Origin of the sequence: Pseudomonas sp. NPDC088444 (genome assembly GCF_044900175.1) — a bacterium.
In the GTDB taxonomy this organism is placed as follows: domain Bacteria; phylum Pseudomonadota; class Gammaproteobacteria; order Pseudomonadales; family Pseudomonadaceae; genus Aquipseudomonas.
On record NZ_JBJDNK010000002.1, the window covers coordinates 134,810 to 152,817 of the forward strand.

The window sequence follows — 18,008 nt, forward strand, 5'->3', positions numbered from 1 at the left end:
ATGATGCCGCCCCGCTGAAGCAATCGTATTGTATTACAGGTCATTTCGGAAAAATAAATCAGCGCATTTTCGTCTCACCACACCGCGATGGTCGAATCGGCCCTTGGCTCGGTCCCGCCGCACAGCACGCCGGTCACGGGATCGCGCACGATGATCTGCCCGCGGCCGTATTCCGTGGAGTCAAAGGCAATGCTGATTTCATGCCCGCGTCGCGCCAGCGCGGCCGCCAGGTCCGCTGACGCGCCCTGCTCGATACCGATTTTCTTGCCCCCCAGCCATTGCCAGCGCGGGGCATCCAACGCGGCCTGCGGGTTTAGGCCGAAGTCCACCAGGTTCATCACCATCTGCACGTGACCCTGAGGCTGCATGTAACCGCCCATCACGCCGAACGGCCCTACGGCGTTGCCATCCTGGGTGAGAAAGCCCGGAATGATGGTGTGAAAGGTCTTTTTACCAGGCAACAGGCAGTTCGCATGAGCGGGATCGAGGCTGAATTCCTGCCCCCGGTTTTGCAAGGACAGACCGCTCTCCGGCAACACCACGCCCGAACCGAAGCCGTGGTAGTTGCTCTGGATGAACGACACCATATTGCCTTCAGCGTCGGCCGTGGCCAGGTAAACGGTGCCGCTGGCGTGAGGGTCACCTGGCTTCGGCGCTTGCGCCTGCTCACCGATCAACGCGCGGCGTTCGTCGCTGTAGCGATCGCTCAGCAAATCCGCCACCGCCACCTTCATGTGCAGCGGATCGGTGATGTGATGCAGGCCGTCGCTGTAGGCCAACTTCATGGCCTCCAGTTGGCGATGCCAGGTTTGCTGGCTGTCTCGGTGGTCGAACTCGAAGCCTTCAAGGATCTTCAACGTCATCAGCGCCACCAGCCCCTGGCCGCTCGGCGGAATTTCCCAGACGTCGTAGCCCCGGTAATTGACGCTGATCGGATCGACCCACTGCGGGCGGAAGCTGGCCAGGTCTTCAGCCCGCAGATAGCCGCCCGTGGCACGGGAGTGGGCGTCGATGCGCTGGGCCAGCGCGCCGCGATAGAGGCTTTCGCATTGCGTGTTGGCCAACTCTTCAAGGGTTAGCGCTTGCGCCGGGTTGCGAAACAGCTCCCCGGCTTTCGGTACACGACCGTCGATGAGAAAGGTGTCAAACCAGCTGTCCAGCTCCGGGCTGCGGTGCGCGTTGAACTCATCGAATGCCATCTGCCATTGATGAGCAACCACCGGCGACAACGGAAAACCGTCCCGCGCCAAATGGATCGCCGGTTGCAGCAGATCGGCAAAGGGCAGCTTGCCAAAACGCCGGGACAACTCCGCCCAGGCCGACGGACAGCCCGGCACGGTGACCGGCGTCCAGCCATACAAAGGCATCTGCTGATGCCCCGCGCCTTTCACCGCTTCGATGCTCAAGGCCGCAGGCGCATGGCCGTTGGCGTTCAAACCGTGCAACTGACCTTTGCACCAGACCAGCGCGAAAGCGTCGCCGCCAATGCCGCAGCCAGTGGGTTCGACCACCGTCAGCGCGGCCGCCGTGGCGATCGCTGCGTCGATGGCGTTGCCGCCCTTTTGCATCATTTCAATACCGGCCTGTGCGGCCAGCGGTTGCGAGGCCGCCACCATGCCCCGACGGGCAAACACGCTCTGGCGACGGGACGGATACGGGTACTCGTGGGCAGAAAAATTCAACATGGCAAACGCTCGGTAATTTCGGGATTCAGTGACCCAAACAGGTCACAGGACACGGCTGAGAAACGCCTGCGTGCGCGGATGGCTCGGGCGGCTGAAAATCTGCTCCGGTGGCCCCTGCTCGATCAGTTCGCCCTGGTCCAGCACCACCACGCGGTCGGCCACTTCCCGGGCGAAGCCCATCTCATGGGTCACCACCACCATGGTCATGCCGTCTTCGGCGAGTTCTTTCATGACTTGCAGCACTTCGCCCACGGTTTCCGGGTCCAGCGCGCTGGTAGGTTCGTCGAACAGCATCGCTTTGGGTTTCATCGCCAGCGCGCGGGCAATCGCCACCCGCTGTTGCTGGCCGCCAGACAGCATCGACGGGTAATGCCCGGCTTTGTCGGCCAGTCCCACCCGCGCCAGCAATTCACGCCCCAGGCTCAACGCAGCTTCGCGGGACACACCGAGCACGTGAATCGGCGCTTCAATGATGTTTTCTAACGCAGTCATGTGGGCAAACAGGTTGAAGCGCTGAAACACCATGCCAATGTCGCGGCGCTGGCGAGCGATGTTGCGCTCCGAATCCCGGACCAGACTGCCATCGGCCTTTTCCCGGTAGCCCATGGCCTGGCCGTTGACCCGGATGCGTCCGGATTGAATGTCTTCGAGCAGGTTGATGCAGCGAATGAAGGTGGTCTTGCCTGAACCGGACGCGCCGATCAGCACCACCACTTCGCCTTTGCGCACCTGCAACGAGATGCCTTTGAGGATTTGCAGATCGCCGAACGACTTATGCACGTCCAGCGCTTCGATGATCAGTTCTTCACTTTGATGCGCCATCTCAACGCCCCCTCAGCAATTTCATGGCGCCACGCCCGAACATGCGCTTGGCTGCCGGTGGCTGGCGATCCGACTGACCGAAGCGTTGTTCCAGCCAGCGCTGGAAGAAGCCCCACAGCGTGGTGAGCATCAGGAAATAGATCGCCACCACCAGGTACAGCTCGAACACACGGAAGGTGGCCGAGGTGATCATCTGCGTGCTCAACAGCAGCTCCTGCACGCCAATGACGCTGACCAGCGTGGTGTTTTTCAGCATCACGTTGAACTCGTTGCCCAACGGCGGCACGATCACCCGGAACGCCTGGGGCAGCACGATGCGGCGCATCAGCTTGCCGAACGTCATGCCCAGCGAGCGCCCCGCTTCGTATTGGCCCTTGTCCACGGCGCCGATCCCGGCGCGGATGATTTCGGCCATGTACGCGCCTTCGTTCAAGCCCAGCGCGATGATCGCCGCCTGAATGTTGCCCGGTATGACAACCCAGCCCAGGTCGATGTCCTCGAAGCGGAAAATCCCGCCCGCGGCCAGCGCGGTGTACAGAAACACGATCTGCACCAGCAGCGGCGTGCCGCGCATCAGCCACACGTAAAACCGCACCGGCAGGTTCAGCAGCGGGTTCTTCGACAGGCGCATCAGCGCCGCGATCAAGCCCAATGCACAACCCAGCAACATCGCCAGCACACTGATCAGGCAGGTCAGCCACAGCCCGGTGAGGTAAACCCCGCTGGGCTGGGACAGGTACTGCCAGAACACTTCCCAATTGAAATTCATCGGTCTCTTCCGTTCAGCGCGGGGTCAGTCGAGCTTGTCGCTTTCGACGTGCCATTTAGCGAGCAACTGGGTGTAGCTGCCGTCGCTGCGCATGTCGCTGATCACTTGCTGCACGGCGGCGGTCAGTTGCGCGTCGTCCTTGCGGATGCCCAGCCCAGTGAGGATTCGGCTGAAGGCAGGCACGCCTTCCTGGAACAGGTCTGGCGCCATGGCGGCGTAGTAACCGGCGGTTTCCACGGTAGTGCCATAGGCGTCAACCTGATTGATGCGCAAGGCCTGGAAAGCATCGGTATCGGTGTTGTAGACCACCAGTTTCAACGGCGCCTTGCCCGCTTTGGCGAGGCTTTCGTTCTGGGTGTCGAGCAAGGATTTGATGGTCGAGCCGTTGAGCACCGCCACTTTGTGCCCGGACAGGTCATCCAGCGACTGGATGCCCTTCGGATTGCCCTTGGGCACCACCACCGACTGACTGGAGTACATGTAATTGACGATGTTGATCACTTCCCGGCGCTCGGGCTTGTCGAACAACTGGTCGACGATCATGTCGCACTGCTGGGCCAGCAAGGCAGGCACCAACCCGGAAAACGGGATCACTCGCCATTCGACCTTTTTGCCGCCCAGACGCTTGGCGATTTCCACGCCCAGATCGATGGTCAGGCCCACCGGTTTCTGCGCAGCATCGAAGGACACCAGCGGCGGCGAGTCCATGCCCGAGCAGTAAGTGACTTTGTCGACCTTCTGCAAACGGTCCGGCACGGTGGGGGCAGCGGACACCAGCGGTACACACAGGCTCAGGGACACAAGGGCGGCCAGCGCAGCGGGTTTATGCATGACGAAAGCTCCGGTTTCGGTAAGAAAGTAAGGGCAGTTGTGAACGTCACAGCGGTGCGGCAATGCAGCGTGCGGACTGGCTGTCCGCTCTGTTTTTTTTCAGAAATCAGGGTCGGGTTTGCTGTTCGAGGAAGGCGATCAGGCTCGGCACCGTGCCTTCGATGTGCTCGCGCAACACGCGCTCGGCGTGATCGGGGTCTCCCGCGCGCACGGCATCGAGAATCACCGCGTGTTCATCGCGGGCGCTGAGGGGCTTTTCGCCGTGCTCAAGCCACACCCGCATGTGCGGCTCAATGACGGTATAGAGCGCAGAAATCTGACGCATCAGCCGCGAGCGTTCGCTGAGGCTGCACAGGTATTCATGAAAGGCGCGGTGGCGGCTGACCCACTCCGAGCTGTCGTCGCGATAGTCGTCCATGTCGTCGAGCAGACGTTCAAGATGGATCAGATGACGCTCGGTGATCTTCGGCACGGCGACGCGAATCGCCAGCCCTTCCAGTGCGCTGCGCATTTCGAACACTTCGCGCATTTCTTCGATGTTCAGGCCGCTGACCACCGCCCCCCGGTTCGGGCGCAGCGTCACCAGGCCATCAGCGGCCAGGCGGCGAAACGCCTCGCGTACCGGCATGCGGCTCATGCCGATTTCCGTGGCGATGTCTTCGGCGATCAAGCGCTCGCCCATGCGGTAAATGCCCTTGCAGATGGCATCGAGCAAAAAGGCGTAGGCCTCTTCTTCAGCAGTGACGGGTTGACGTTCGGCGTATCCGGGTGCGAGGCGCATGGCGTTACCTTTTGAATTTTTGTATCCAATCATCCACGAATACATAAAGGCAAAAGCGATGCCACATCACGGATACGTCAGCAAGGTGATGATCTGTATGGGAAATGAGCGCAAGCAACGCCGATGAGCAGTCGCCAAGGACTGCTACATAACGGATCAGCGGAGGTCAGGCGCGCACAACAAGTGTGCGTTTGGGAACGAAACCGCGAAGTGATTCGATCAGGCGTGGCGAATCACGGCTTCGATTTGCTGCATGGCGGGCAACAGGGAATCAGCGATTTCCTGAGCCTTGGCCGTCGGCTGCATGCAGCGGTTGCGCCGCAGAAACAGCGGATCATCGAAGCACTGGCGCAAACGTACCAAGGCACCGCTGACCGCAGGCTGAGTCACGTGCAAGTGGCGTGCGGCGGCGCTGACGTTGCGTTCGCGAAACACCACCAGGAAGGTCAGCAGCAGGTTCAGGTCAATGCCCAACAGGATGTCTTCATTCAGGGACATGTCAGGCCGCCTTGCTCGCCGCGACGACGAAACTGTTGAACTGCAAACGACTGATGGCGCCGCTGAGCAGCAGCGTCATGAAGCCATCGAGTTCCGGATGAGAGAAATGTGCCTGCATTTCGGCCTCGGACTGCCAGTAGCCACTGACGATCCAGGACGTGGCGTCGGCATTGTTGGGGGTCAATGTGTAGGCGATACATGGGGTGGAGTTGTTCAACACATCGAGCATGCGGGTGATGCCCGCACTGATTTCACTGCAACGACCCGAAGCGGCGTGTATTTCCACGGTGTTGATGGCCGAAACAAGCATCATCCTCTCCTGCGACAAATGATCGGGCAAGTTTGACGTCCGAAGGCATGCGGATAAACCGCGTGTTCGGAGTTTCAGCTTTGCGGATTAAGCGACAATTAACGGCGTTACATCTGATCGTACGGTGACGCGGAGCGTCGAAGGCGGCGTTCCCACGCAGAGCGTGGGAACGATCACAGACCTCAGAAATTGCCTTTCAGCGCTTCCAATCCACCCTGATAGACATCCAGAAACAACGCCTCGGCCTCGGCATCGGAAATGCCGTTGGGGGTGAAACTGCCGGACCATTCCACCAGCGAAGCCTGATCGCCATCGGCGCTGACCTTCAAGGTGGCCAGGTAATTCGTCACCGGGAACGGGCCTTGGGTGATCGAATAGCTGTAAGTGCGCCCCTTCTCGTCAAAGGTTTGCAGTTGCTCGCTGATCTGCGCGCCGTCCTGAGTGGTCAGGTGACGGATGCGTCCACCGGCATCGGCCACGCTTTTAACGATGAACGGCAGCCAGGTCGGCAGTGCGTCGAAACCGCCCACCAGTTGCCAGACCTTGTCTGCCGAGGCCGGGATGCGCAGGGTTGCAGAGGCTTTTGCCATGATGATGCTCCAATGAATGTTCGCTTAAATAGCCAGACTGTCGACCACACCGCCATCGACGCGCAAGGCGGCTCCAGTGGTGGCCGAGGACAAGGGGGATGCCAGGTAGGCGACCAGATTGGCCACCTCATCGACTTCCGCAACGCGCTGGATGATAGATGAAGGCCGAGCCTGGCGGACAAAGTGATTGGCCTCATCGCGCGCACTGCGCCCGGATTCGGCCATCGCGTCCTTGAGCATGTCTTCCACGCCGTCGGTGAAGGTCGGCCCCGGCAGAATCGCGTTGACCGTCACGCCGGTGCCCGCCAGTCGCTTGGCCAGACCGTGGGAGACCGCAAGGTTCGCCGCCTTGGTGGTGCCGTAGTTGATCATGTTGGCCGGAATCGCGACGCCGGATTCGGACGAAACGAAGATCACCCGCCCCCATTTATTCGCCACCATGTCGCCCACGTAATGCCGCGCCAGACGCACGCCGGAAATGACGTTGGTTTCGTAGAAGCGGGTCCACTCTTCATCGGGGGTGTCGAAGAAATCCACTTCGTTGAAGATGCCCAGGTTGTTCACCAGAATGTCCGCGCGCGGCTCGGTAGCGAATAACTGCTGCGCGCCCTCGGCAGTGCCCAGATCCGCGACCACGCCGCGCAGCTGAGCTTCGGGTACGTCCCGTTTGATGCTGGCAATGGCCTCGTCCACTTTCGCCGCTGCGCGGCCGATGATCACCACCGTCGCGCCCGACAGCGCCAGCGCCTTGCCGATGCCCAGGCCAATACCGGCGGTCGAGCCGCTGACGACGGCCAGCTTTCCAGTCAGATCGATTTTCATGTGTGCACCTCAATAGGGGTTGGCCGGGCTGACAAGACAGCCAGTGTGGCCGGTCACCGGCGGTGACGTTGAGGTGAAGCGTAGAGGGGAATGACGAGACCGTCCAAGACGGAATTTGGAAGAGTTGATGCCTCCAAGGTCTGAACATTAGCACATGCCGACGGACAACCGGTGGGAGTGAGCTTGCTGACGCAGCCACTGTCGGAAATTTTTTGTCGCCTGACTAACAGCTTTCGCCACTCAGTTGACTCCCACAAGGATCGCGCCGAGCCTAACTCGCAGAAATTGTGGGAGCCGGCTTGCTGGCGAAAGCGGTGTGTCAGTCGACTCATCCATAACTGAAACACCGCCTTCGCCAGCAAGCCGGTCCCCACAACGATCGTGCCCGCCAAAAGCTGAGACGGATGCAGGACCGGTGGATCCTCAGCTTACTTATTGAACGCCGCGTAGCTGTTCATCAGGTTGCGGTAGTTCGGGATGCGCTGGGACAGCAGGTTGGCCAGGCCTTCCATGTCGTTGCGCCAGTCGCGTTGCAGCTCGCAGGCCACGGCGAACCAGTTGACCAGTTGTGCACCAGCAGCGGACATGCGCGCCCAGGCCGCTTGCTGAACCACGTCGTTGAAGGTGCCCGAAGCGTCAGTCACCACGAACACGTCAAAGCCTTCTTCCAGCGCGCACAGGGTCGGGAACGCCACACAGACGTCCGTCACCACACCGGCGATGATCAGTTGCTTGCGACCGGTGGCCTTGATGGCCTTGACGAAATCTTCGTTGTCCCAGGCGTTGATCTGGCCAGGACGAGCAATGTACGGCGCGTCCGGGAACATTTCTTTCAGCTCAGGCACCAGCGGGCCGTTCGGGCCGGACTCGAAGCTGGTGGTCAGGATGGTCGGCAGTTTGAAGAACTTGGCGCAGTCGGCCAGGGCCAGCACGTTGTTCTTGAACTCGTTCGGGGAAAAATCCTGCACCAGCGAGATCAGACCGGTTTGGTGATCGACCAGCAGCACGACGGCATCGTTGATATCCAGACGCTTGTAAGGAACGGTCATGATTGACTCCATCAGTTGAGTTGCGGGTGTGTGCATTGCCAACGAACGACGTCAGCGAGTGACCTTGCCAGGTAACCCTGGCAAGGCGTTTTGTGCTCTTTTAGAACGCGAAGCACGAGCAGCCGAAGGCGCCCCAGAAGCCCTGGAAGTCGCTGACCGGGGCTTTCGACTGACGGGCCTTGTCGTGGCTGTGGGCGTGGACCGCGCACGGACCGCTGCACTGGTGCACGGCAGCCGCCATCGGTGCGCCCTGACGCCAGTGACCCGGCACCTTGGCGACCGGCGACCAGTCCGGCAGCACCGGCACGCTCGGCGGCGACAGTTGATCGAACTCGTTGGTGGCGTAAACGACCTTGCCGTCGACGATGGTCAACACCGACTCGATCCACTTGATCGACTCTTCCGGCACGCTGAAGAAGTCCTGGGACAGCGCCACCACGTCCGCCAACTGGCCGACCTTGATCTGGCCCTTCTTGCCCTGCTCGGACGAGAACCAGGCGCTGCCACGGGTGAACAGTTCCAGCGCGGTCTCGCGGGACAGGCCCTCCGGATACAGTTCCAGACCGCCAACGGTGCGACCACTGACCATCCAGTACAGCGACGTCCAGGGGTTGTAGCTCGACACGCGAGTGGCATCGGTGCCCGCGCCGACTGGCACGCCTTCAGCCAGCATGCGCTTGATCGGTGGCGTGGCTTCAGCGGCCTGTTTGCCATAACGATCAACGAAATATTCGCCCTGGAACGCCATGCGGTCCTGAACGGCAATGCCGCCGCCCAGCGCCTTCACACGCTCGATGTTCTTCGGCGAAATGGTTTCGCAGTGGTCGAAGAACCACGGGATGCCGCCGAACGGAACGTCGCGGTTGACCTTCTCGAACACGTCGAGCATGCGCGAGATCGATTCGTCGTAGGTGGCGTGCAGGCGGAACGGCCAGCGATTTTCCACCAAATGGCGAACCACCGGCTCCAAGTCCTGCTCCATGCCAGGCGGCAGGTCCGGGCGCGGTTCGAGGAAGTCTTCGAAGTCCGCCGCCGAGAAGGTCAGCATTTCGCCCGCGCCGTTGTGCCGCAGGAAGTCGTCGCCCTGGTGCAGCTTGACGGTGCTGGTCCAGTGCTTGAAGTCGTTCAGCTCTTCTTTCGGCTTCTGGGTGAACAGGTTGTAGGCGATACGCACGGTCAACTGCTTGGCTTCGGCCAGTTGGTTGATCACCTCGTAATCGTCCGGGTAGTTCTGGAAACCGCCGCCAGCGTCGATGGCGCTGGTCAGGCCCAGACGGTTCAGCTCGCGCATGAATTGACGGGTCGAGTTGACCTGATATTCCAGCGGCAGCTTCGGCCCTTTGGCCAACGTGGAGTACAGGATCATCGCGTTCGGGCGGGCCACCAGCATACCGGTTGGGTCGCCATTGCTGTCACGCACGATCTCGCCGCCCGGCGGGTTGGGCGTGTCACGGGTGTAACCGGCCACGCGCAGCGCAGCGCGGTTCAACAGGGCACGGTCGTACAGGTGCAACACGAACACCGGGGTGTCCGGCGCAGCCTGGTTGAGTTCTTCGATAGTTGGCAGGCGCTTCTCGGCGAACTGGAATTCGTTCCAGCCCCCCACGACACGGACCCACTGCGGGGTCGGCGTGCGATCAGCCTGGGCCTTGAGCATGCGCAGGCCATCGGCCAGCGAAGGCACGCCTTCCCAGCGCAGTTCCAGGTTGTAGTTCAGGCCGCCACGAATCAGGTGCAGGTGCGAGTCGTTGAGGCCCGGGATCATCGTGCGCTTGTGCAGGTCGATGACCTGGGTCGCGCTGCCGCGCAGGGCCATGATCTCGGCATCGTTACCGACCGCGACGAACTTGCCACCGCCGATGGCCACGGCACTGGCCCTGGGCTTTTCCGGGTCAACCGTGTGGAAGTTACCGTTGTAGAGAATCAGATCGACGTTCATCGCGCCTCCATGGGCAGAATGTTTTGAAGCGCCGACTGCAAGGCCGGCGACAGGCAGTGAAGACAAAAGGGCAGCGGCGGCACCGAGCAGAGAGCCCTTGGTCACGAAATCGCGGCGCCCGCTGCTGGTCAGCGATTCATCGTTGGATTCATCCTTCATGATCGCCACCGGGCACCGGCGCTGGCCGGGCGTTCAACCAAGGGGCGGCCAGGCGGGTCGCCGCGGGCATCAACAGGTACACCACCAGCAGAACGATAGTCACAGTGACCAGCGCGGTGCTGATCACGTAATTACCCAGCAACGGGAACGCACCGAACACCGGCCCCCACAGCAGCGGGATCAGCAAGGTCAGCGGGCAGATCACGAAAAAAGTCACCACGGCCTGCTTCCAGCGCGGTGGTGGCGGCAGTTCACTGGCGGGCACGAACCAGAATTCGTTGTGGCGATTCACTTCAGTGACGTCACCATCGGCCAGCATCGGCGACGCTTCGGCCACCAGTTCGCGACGCTCGCTGGAGTCCAGCCAGCTTTGCATGGCGTCGGTGGAGCAGAAACGCAGCACGCATGTGAACAGGCTCAAACCGTCGGCTCTGCCTCGAATGACGTCGACCCCCAGATGCCCCGGATAACTGGCGGCAATCGCCACAATGCGGCGCAACCACGCTTCGTAATGCGCCTCCAGGCCTTGCTTGACCCGGTGTTTGACCACCAGCGTGACGATCTCGTCGGCGGACAGTTTCGACGTCGTGGAAACGTCGGTGGAGATGGCGGACTCAGGCATAGCGAAGCGCTCCCGGCAAACGAACATTGAGCGCCAGACGGCCAGGTCCGGCGATCAGCACACTGGTAAAGATGAGGGTGAGCAACCAGCCAAACTGGCCCTGTTCCACGGTCCACTCGCTGTGCACCACCACCAGCGCCACCAGCAGCAGAAACAGGATCGGCAGGCAGGCCAGACGCGTCAGCACACCGAACAGGATCAGCAACGGGCACAAGACCTCAGCGAAAATCGCCATGCACAGGGTCAGGCTCGCCCCCATGTGGAACGGGTCTTCGATCAGCGCCAGTTGCGCCTTGAAGTCCAGCAGCTTCGGCAGGCCGTGAACGAACAGCAGAAACAACGCCCCGCTGGCCCGCAGAAACAGCAGGCCCAGGTCTTGCGCGAGGTCGTTGGAAGTTGAATGGCTCATTGCGCACCACAGTCATCATCGAAAGTCCGCCACCTGCGAAAAACGCCAGTGACGAAGGATGAAGCCATAGTGTCGCGGTAGGACTTTGGGGTCTTGAACAGACGTGCTGCACTTGGACCGTTTGTGTGAGGAGTGATTGCTACGAATTGTTTCTGGTCACCCCGAACCGCTCAGAGCACGCGCTGCATGTGGGTGGTCTGCCACAGCGGATCGTCTTCGATGTCGACGATGGTGAAGCCCTGACGCTGCCAGAAACTGATCGCGCCCGGCAGAAACGGGTGGGTGTGCAGGTACAGCATGGGAAACATTTGCGCCCGTGCCTGCATGACGAAATTCACCACCTCGGGGATCTGCTCGGGGCGAACGTCGGTAATCTGAGAGGTGCGCGATGGTGGGGTCATGAACGAAGTGTTAAAAGATGTGGCAGTCGGTTTGCTGGCGAGTGCCGAGTGTCAGATACGCACAGGCTGACTGTCCACTGCCTTCGCCAGCAAGCCGGCTACCACGGGTCACTTGCCAGCTTGAAGATCCCGCGTTGGCCGTGGCTGTTGATCTTGATCTTTGGACACGCCGGTCCGGACACCGCCGAACGCGACTTGGGTGCAGGCTGAACCCAAGTCGCGTTCGGTGGTGTCTGAACTGGCGCGTCCCAAGATCAAAAGCAACGGCAACGGCAGAAGCCTGGAGGCAAGGAATCCGCCCAGGCGGTGAATGCGGTTGGACCATAGAGGCTCCCACCGCGTGAGCTTGCGTTTTAATACCGCGGTTTGACCGCCTTCCACTCCGGCTTGTACTTCTGCATCTGCTTCACGTCATCGCGCGAGCGAATGCCACACGTCAGGTACTGATCGTTGAGCTTGCCCAACTGGTCGTAATCCAGCTCAAGGCCCAGCCCCGGCTCGCGGGTGATCTTCACGCAGCCATCGACAATGGGCAGCTTGCCGCCCTTGATCACCTCCTCGTCCGGTTCCTGCCACGGGTAATGGGTGTCGCAGGCGAAGTCCAGATTCGGTACCGCCGCCGCCACGTGGGCCATGGCCATCAGACTGATGCCCAAGTGCGAGTTGGAGTGCATCGACACACCCAGACCAAAGGTCTCGCACATTTTCGCCAGCGCCTGCGTGTCTCGCAGTCCGCCCCAGTAATGATGGTCGGCGAGCACGATCTGCACGCTGTTATGCGCCACGTTGCGGCGGAACTCGTCGAAATCGGTGACCACCATATTGGTCGCCAGCGCCAGCCCGGTACGTTTGTGCAGCTCGGCCATGCCGTCAAGGCCGGGGGTCGGGTCTTCGTAATATTGCAGGTCATCGCCCAGCAGTTCGGCCATGCGGATCGCCGTGTCCAGTGACCAGTTGCCGTTCGGGTCGATGCGCAGCGGATAGCCCGGGAACGCCTTTTTCAGCGCCTTGATGCACGACACTTCGTGCTCAGGCTCCAACGCACCGGCCTTGAGCTTGATGCTCTTGAATCCGTAAGCCTCGATCATGCGCCGCGCCTGGGCAACGATTTGCTCTTCACTGATGGCCTCGCCCCAACTGTCTGGCGCATACGGCGAATCGGCATGCTGGGCGTACTTGAAGAACAGGTAGGCGCTGAACGGCACCTGATCGCGCACCGCGCCGCCCAGCAGGTCCACCAACGGCAGGTTCATCGAGCGTGCCTGCAAATCAAGAAACGCCACTTCGAACGCCGAATAGGCATTGCTCACCGCCTTGCTCGCATGGGAACCCGGCGCCAGTTCAGCCCCGGCGATGCTGGCCGGTTTGTTCGCCGCAACAGTGGCCTTGACCCGCGCACGCAGCGCGTTGAGGTTGAACGGGTCCATGCCGATCAATTGCTGCTGCAACTGTTGCTGAATCGCCAGCGCGGGGGCGTCGCCGTAGCTTTCGCCCAGGCCGATGTAACCGTTGTCGCTCTCGATTTCGATGATCGAACGCAGCGCGTAGGGTTCATGGATGCCGCTGGCGTTAAGCAATGGCGGGTCACGAAAGGCAATCGGGGTGACGGTGACACGTGTGATTTTCAAAAGACTTCTCCCGGTCAATCAGGGTTTGAGGCTGGAGGTGGAGTTCAAGGGCGCGGGCTGCAAGGGATTCGCGGTCGGCTCAAACGACGGCCGTTGATCGCCCTTCGGGGAGGTACGGGCGAAAAAGATCACCACGGCAGCCACCAGCGACGTGATCGCCAGCGCGTACATGCCGCCTTGAATGGAACCGGTGGTCTGCTCCAGAAAACCAAACGCGGTGGGCGCGACGAAACCGCCGAGGTTGCCGATGGAGTTGATCAACGCGATCACCGCCGCAGCGATGCGCGCATCCAGATAACCTTGGGGAATCGGCCAGAACAGCGCCGATGCGGCCTTGAAACCAATGGCCGCAAAACAGATGGCGACGAACGCGAACACCGGCCCGCCCGTGGTGGACATGAACATGCCGCAGGCGGCGATCACCAACGTGACCGCAACCCATGCCTGCTGGTGTTTGAAGCGGGCAGCCAGCGCGGCAAAGCCGTACATGGCGACGATGGAAATGATCCAGGGGATCGAGTTGAACAGACCCACGTCGAAGTCGCTCAGGCTGCCCATCTTCTTGATCATGCTCGGCAGCCAGAACGTCGCGCCGTAAATGGTCAAGGCCACCGAAAAATAGATGAAGCAAAACAGCACGATCTGGCGGTCAGCGAGCAGCTTGAACATCGATGGTTTGACGATCTGCGTCGCTTCGCGAGCACGCTGTTCCGCTTCGACCGCGAGGATCAAGGCGCCCTTCTCCTCCTCGCTCAACCACTTGGCCTCGCGGGGGTGGGATTGCAACCAGAACCAGACGAAACCGCACAGCGCGATCGAGGCAAAACCTTCAATCAGAAACATCCACTGCCAGCCGTGCAGATTGAAACCGCTGATGCCCAACAAGGCACCAGACACCGGCCCGGAAATCACCGAGGCCACTGCCGAGCCGCTCAGAAAGATCGCCATGGCCTTGCCCCGCTCGCTGGCAGGCAGCCATTGGGTGAAGTAATAGATGATACCGGGAAAGAACCCCGCCTCTGCCGCGCCCAGAACGAAGCGCAACACATAGAAGCTGGTTTCGCCCTTGACGAACGCCATGGCCATTGCGGCCGCGCCCCAGGTGAACATGATGCGGGTCAGCCAGGCGCGGGCGCCGAAACGTTGCAGCAGCATGTTGGAGGGGACTTCGAACAGCGCGTAGCCAACGAAGAACAGACCGGCGCCCAGGCCGTAGGCCGCCGCGCCGATGCCGAGGTCGGCTTCCATGTGACTGCGCACAAAGCCGATATTGACCCGGTCAATGTAGTTGACGATGAACATGATCACGAACAACGGCAGCACATGCCGTTTGACCTTGGCGGCCGCTCGGGCCAGCGCATTCGGGTCCACAGACCCACGAGGATTGTTCAAGAGGCGACTCCCGTTGATTGTTTTTTTGGGGGGCTTTCTTTGGGATGCCTCGATGATGGACGCTGGTATTGTTCCCGTCTAATCTAGATTGACTGTTGATTGATACCCGGAATATATCAATGTTCGAACTGGCTCAACTGCGCTGCTTCACGACGGTCGCGACCGAACTCAACTTCCGTCGTGCTGCCGAGCGTCTGAACATGACTCAGCCACCCCTGAGCCGACAGATTCAACTGTTGGAACACCATCTGGGTGTCGAGCTGTTCACTCGCAGCACCCGTAGCGTGGCATTGACCGCGGCGGGGCGTGCGTTCTTCATCGAAGCCCAGACCTTGCTCGAACGCGCGCAGCAAGCAGCCATCGCTGCACGGCGCTTTGCCGAAGGCGATATCGGCTCGGTGACCATCAGCTTCGTGGGCAGCGCTGTGTACGAGTTTCTGCCACGGGTCATCGCCGAAGCGCGACTGAAACAGCCCCACGTGAAAATCTCCCTGACCGAGATGAACACCTATTCCCAACATGAAGCGCTAAGAGCGCGGCGGATCGATTTGGGTATAGTGCGGGCACCGCTGTTGCAGCCCGGTTATGAAACGGAGTGTCTGGTGCGCGAGCCGTTTGTGCTGGCGATCCCGGGCAACCATCCGCTGGCCCATGCCGAGACCGTCGGCGTGCAGGACCTGGATGCGCAGCCATTTCTGATGTACTCCCACTCCGCCTATCCGCCGTTCAACGAACTGCTCACCGGGACCTTGCGCTCGGCACAGGTGGCGCCGGAATACGTGCAATGGCTGGGTTCGTCCTTGACGATTCTGGCGCTGGTCAACGCGGGTATGGGACTGGCGCTGGTGCCCCGCTGTGCCACCAATGTGGTGTTCCGGGACGTGGTGTTTCGAGAGATCGATCTGGGCGAAGGGGTGCAGAGTGAATTGCATCTGGTCTGGCGCTCGGACAATGACAACCCGGCGTGCACCATGCTGCTGGAGGCCATTCGGGCGGCGGTAAAAGCCGAGAGCCTGTGACTGTGATTTGCCGGTGCGCCTCGCTATGATCGGCCCATGACCACCCCGATGCCGATTCGCTCCCCCTGCCCGCCCGGCGCTTGCGTCTGCGATCGCGAGCGCCTGCTGGAAACGGCGGGAGCCGATCGGCGCATCCTCCACCTGACCCGCCAGGAAGAGAAGCGCCTGCTCGATCGACTGGAAAACATCACCACACTGGACGACCTGAAACACATGCAGCAACGCATGTTCGAGCTGCTCGGCCTGCGGGTGGATGTGGCGCCGGGGTTCAATGAGGTGCGGACAATGCGCGGGATCGCCATCGACATCGCCGAACTCCCCGGCCTCTGCCGCAAGACCCGCACCGCGATTCCAGCCGCCATCCGCAAAGGCATGGAGAAGCACCCGGAAATCGCCTGGCGACTGCTCGACGCCCACGACCTGTTGCGGGATGCGTGAAAACTGACTTCATCGTTCTGTAGAAGCGTGGCTTGCCCGCGCCCGACCGCAGGCAAGCCACGCTCCTACAGGCTACGGCCAGACTGCGAACTCACTGCTCCCACTCAGCCTTGCCAATCTTCAACCCGTGCAAGCCGTTGTACTCAGCGCGTCTGGGCTGCTCCCAACCTTCCAGCAACGCTGGATCAAGGTCATAGATTTCCACGCCCAACGGGCGGCAGACACTCAGCGGATCCTGCGCCTCCGGCCCCCACATGGGCAGCGACAGGTCGCCGCCCGGACAGGTCGACAACGCGCACAGCAGGTCGATTTCCGCGAAGAACTCCAGATAATCGCCCTGCTGTGCCGGACAAGCCTTCATGAAATACATGTCGTCGTGGTTCAGCCCCGTGCACTGAAAGATGTTCAACACATCGTGCACGTCGAACTCGGTCAGGCCATGGGGCAGCACGGCGCGGGTCAGGTTGGAGTGGCAATGGTGATGAAAGTCTTCGCCGGTGAGCATCTTATTCACGTACGGGTCGCAGCGCGTGCCAAGCAGGTCGTGCAGGCGACCGCCGTGTTCGTCGATGCCGTAACCGGCCAGGCTGTCATCGGTGATGGTGACCATCGGGCGCAGGAACGGCAGGTTCGACCACAGGCGGTCATGGGTGGTGACGTGGGCGCCCTGCAACTGGCGGGTGCGCGCCGCCCACATGCGCTCGCGAGGGTCGTTGGCATTCCACACGTTGAAGTCGCCGACCTGCGGGCCAACTGGCGTGGTCACGCGGAACACCTGTCCGGCCTTGACCTTCCAGGCTCGTCCGGTGCGAATCGGCACCTCGAATTGCTCGACCTGCGTGCGGGCATCCTGCGCCTGACGAATGCGCTCGTAAAAAGCGGTATCGACCTGCAAGGCCGCGCCTTTACTGACCTGATACGCGGCGGGGTAGTCTTTGTACATGGCAATCTCCTGCTCAGGGTCTGGCGACACTGGACAGTAGATCCAGTGCCTGACGTTCGGAATCGTTGAGGTAACTGTCCATCGCCTCGCCTGCATCCAGACGACGGTCTTCGATGAGCAACTGGTAAATGTGGCGGTCCCGCGCCAGCCACGGCGTTTGATAGCGGGCTTCGTCTCGGGCGCTGGAAAACACCAGGCGCATCTGCGCCACGATGTTGGTGAAGAATTCGTCGAACGACGGGCTGCCCAGCAGGCCCACCACGTGCTGATGAAAGCGCAGGCTGTGGCTGCCAAAAGCGCGCCAGTCTTCCCGCTCGCAGGCAAGCTCGGCCGCTTCGATGGCGTTGGCCATGGGTTGCGACTGCCCCTCGATCACTGGCGCGCCTGCGAGAATGGCGCGGGATTCAAGGGTCCGTCGGACACTGAACAGGTCCCGCACATCGTCGACGGTCAGCCGCCGGACGATGACGCCTTTGTGTCGTACATAGGTGGTCAAACCCTCACGACCCAACAGGTGCAACGCTTCGCGCACGGTGTTACGCGAGGCGTTATAGCCGCGCACCAGCTCGCTTTCCACCAACGGCATGCCGGACAGCAAACGCCCGTTGATGATGTCTTCGCGCAGTTCATGAGCGACTTGGTCGGCCAGCGAGAGGCCGTTTTCTTTGGCAATGGACACAGCCTGAACTTCCTGACAGGGCGGATTGTTCAACAAACCGATAACTATCAGGGCAGCACAGGCTGTGCCAACTGCACAAAAAGTGCATCCAGGGGCAAAGCAGGACGGATCACTGGATCAGCGTTTCTCACCGGCCAGCTTGTATTCCAAGTAGTGAATGTTGACGCCGCCTTTGCAGAAGCCTTCATCGCGGGTCAGATCACGCCGCAAGCGCAGATGACT

The 18,008-nt window shown here is 61.1% G+C and carries 19 protein-coding genes and 2 pseudogenes; 2 read left to right on the forward strand and 19 right to left on the reverse strand.

The genetic code is table 11. The features are described from left to right. Positions 1-74 precede the first annotated feature (74 nt). The 16 genes and pseudogenes from ACI2KB_RS05010 to ACI2KB_RS05085 all read right to left on the reverse strand — a co-directional run bounded on the left by ACI2KB_RS05010 (position 75) and on the right by ACI2KB_RS05085 (position 14,617). Positions 75-1,685, reverse strand: coding sequence for a gamma-glutamyltransferase family protein (locus tag ACI2KB_RS05010; protein WP_404632024.1), 1,611 nt, complete (start codon positions 1,683-1,685; stop codon positions 75-77). A 42-nt stretch (positions 1,686-1,727) separates the two neighbouring features. Beyond that, on the reverse strand, positions 1,728-2,507 hold the full coding sequence (locus ACI2KB_RS05015) for an amino acid ABC transporter ATP-binding protein (RefSeq protein ID WP_404632026.1): 780 nt from the start codon (positions 2,505-2,507) through the stop codon (positions 1,728-1,730). A gap of 1 nt (position 2,508) precedes the next feature. Further along, on the reverse strand, positions 2,509-3,276 hold the full coding sequence (locus ACI2KB_RS05020) for an amino acid ABC transporter permease (protein ID WP_404632028.1): 768 nt from the start codon (positions 3,274-3,276) through the stop codon (positions 2,509-2,511). 24 nt (positions 3,277-3,300) lie between these two features. Beyond that, positions 3,301-4,107, reverse strand: coding sequence for an ABC transporter substrate-binding protein (locus ACI2KB_RS05025; RefSeq protein WP_404632030.1), 807 nt, complete (start codon positions 4,105-4,107; stop codon positions 3,301-3,303). 106 nt (positions 4,108-4,213) lie between these two features. Further along, positions 4,214-4,888 carry a GntR family transcriptional regulator gene (locus ACI2KB_RS05030; protein WP_404632032.1) on the reverse strand — a complete coding sequence of 225 codons (675 nt, stop codon included), beginning with the start codon at positions 4,886-4,888 and terminating at the stop codon, positions 4,214-4,216. Between the two features lie 219 nt (positions 4,889-5,107). Then, positions 5,108-5,386 carry a LysR family transcriptional regulator gene (locus tag ACI2KB_RS05035; RefSeq protein ID WP_404632034.1) on the reverse strand — a complete coding sequence of 93 codons (279 nt, stop codon included), beginning with the start codon at positions 5,384-5,386 and terminating at the stop codon, positions 5,108-5,110. Position 5,387: 1 nt separating this feature from the next. Continuing rightward, the gene (locus ACI2KB_RS05040; protein ID WP_404632036.1) at positions 5,388-5,696 is read right to left on the reverse strand and encodes an antibiotic biosynthesis monooxygenase; all 309 of its coding nucleotides are present in this window, start codon (positions 5,694-5,696) and stop codon (positions 5,388-5,390) included. Positions 5,697-5,878: 182 nt separating this feature from the next. Continuing rightward, positions 5,879-6,286, reverse strand: coding sequence for an SRPBCC family protein (locus tag ACI2KB_RS05045; protein ID WP_404632038.1), 408 nt, complete (start codon positions 6,284-6,286; stop codon positions 5,879-5,881). A gap of 24 nt (positions 6,287-6,310) precedes the next feature. Continuing rightward, the gene (locus tag ACI2KB_RS05050; protein ID WP_404632040.1) at positions 6,311-7,108 is read right to left on the reverse strand and encodes an SDR family NAD(P)-dependent oxidoreductase; all 798 of its coding nucleotides are present in this window, start codon (positions 7,106-7,108) and stop codon (positions 6,311-6,313) included. A gap of 428 nt (positions 7,109-7,536) precedes the next feature. After that, positions 7,537-8,157 carry an isochorismate family cysteine hydrolase YcaC gene (gene ycaC, locus ACI2KB_RS05055; RefSeq protein ID WP_404632042.1) on the reverse strand — a complete coding sequence of 207 codons (621 nt, stop codon included), beginning with the start codon at positions 8,155-8,157 and terminating at the stop codon, positions 7,537-7,539. A 100-nt stretch (positions 8,158-8,257) separates the two neighbouring features. Next, on the reverse strand, positions 8,258-10,096 hold the full coding sequence (locus ACI2KB_RS05060) for an amidohydrolase (protein WP_404632766.1): 1,839 nt from the start codon (positions 10,094-10,096) through the stop codon (positions 8,258-8,260). Between the two features lie 148 nt (positions 10,097-10,244). After that, entirely contained in the window at positions 10,245-10,877 is a 633-nt protein-coding gene (locus ACI2KB_RS05065) for an antibiotic biosynthesis monooxygenase (protein WP_404632044.1), read from the reverse strand. After that, entirely contained in the window at positions 10,870-11,286 is a 417-nt protein-coding gene (locus ACI2KB_RS05070; RefSeq protein WP_404632046.1) for a DoxX family protein, read from the reverse strand. The genes ACI2KB_RS05065 and ACI2KB_RS05070 overlap by 8 nt, the downstream gene beginning before the upstream one ends. Positions 11,287-11,456: 170 nt before the next feature. Continuing rightward, positions 11,457-11,585 (reverse strand): annotated as a pseudogene (locus ACI2KB_RS05075) (GNAT family N-acetyltransferase); the annotation flags it as partial. 455 nt (positions 11,586-12,040) lie between these two features. Next, positions 12,041-13,315 (reverse strand): glucarate dehydratase family protein, encoded by a 1,275-nt coding sequence (locus tag ACI2KB_RS05080; RefSeq protein ID WP_404632048.1) that lies wholly within the window; start codon positions 13,313-13,315, stop codon positions 12,041-12,043. Between the two features lie 18 nt (positions 13,316-13,333). Then, entirely contained in the window at positions 13,334-14,617 is a 1,284-nt protein-coding gene (locus ACI2KB_RS05085; RefSeq protein ID WP_404632768.1) for an MFS transporter, read from the reverse strand. A 209-nt stretch (positions 14,618-14,826) separates the two neighbouring features. On the opposite strand from ACI2KB_RS05085, the gene ACI2KB_RS05090 reads away from it, so the two are divergent. After that, positions 14,827-15,726, forward strand: coding sequence for a LysR substrate-binding domain-containing protein (locus ACI2KB_RS05090; RefSeq protein ID WP_404632050.1), 900 nt, complete (start codon positions 14,827-14,829; stop codon positions 15,724-15,726). Positions 15,727-15,762: 36 nt separating this feature from the next. Beyond that, the gene (locus ACI2KB_RS05095; RefSeq protein ID WP_404632052.1) at positions 15,763-16,164 is read left to right on the forward strand and encodes a hypothetical protein; all 402 of its coding nucleotides are present in this window, start codon (positions 15,763-15,765) and stop codon (positions 16,162-16,164) included. 91 nt (positions 16,165-16,255) lie between these two features. On the opposite strand, the gene ACI2KB_RS05100 is transcribed toward ACI2KB_RS05095, so the two are convergent. The 3 genes and pseudogenes from ACI2KB_RS05100 to ACI2KB_RS05110 form a co-directional block, all read right to left on the reverse strand. Continuing rightward, positions 16,256-17,107, reverse strand: coding sequence for an urea carboxylase-associated family protein (locus tag ACI2KB_RS05100; protein ID WP_404632054.1), 852 nt, complete (start codon positions 17,105-17,107; stop codon positions 16,256-16,258). Between the two features lie 13 nt (positions 17,108-17,120). Continuing rightward, positions 17,121-17,786 (reverse strand): GntR family transcriptional regulator, encoded by a 666-nt coding sequence (locus ACI2KB_RS05105; RefSeq protein WP_404632056.1) that lies wholly within the window; start codon positions 17,784-17,786, stop codon positions 17,121-17,123. 117 nt (positions 17,787-17,903) lie between these two features. Further along, positions 17,904-17,996: pseudogene (locus ACI2KB_RS05110) on the reverse strand (hypothetical protein); the annotation flags it as partial. Positions 17,997-18,008: the final 12 nt, after the last annotated feature.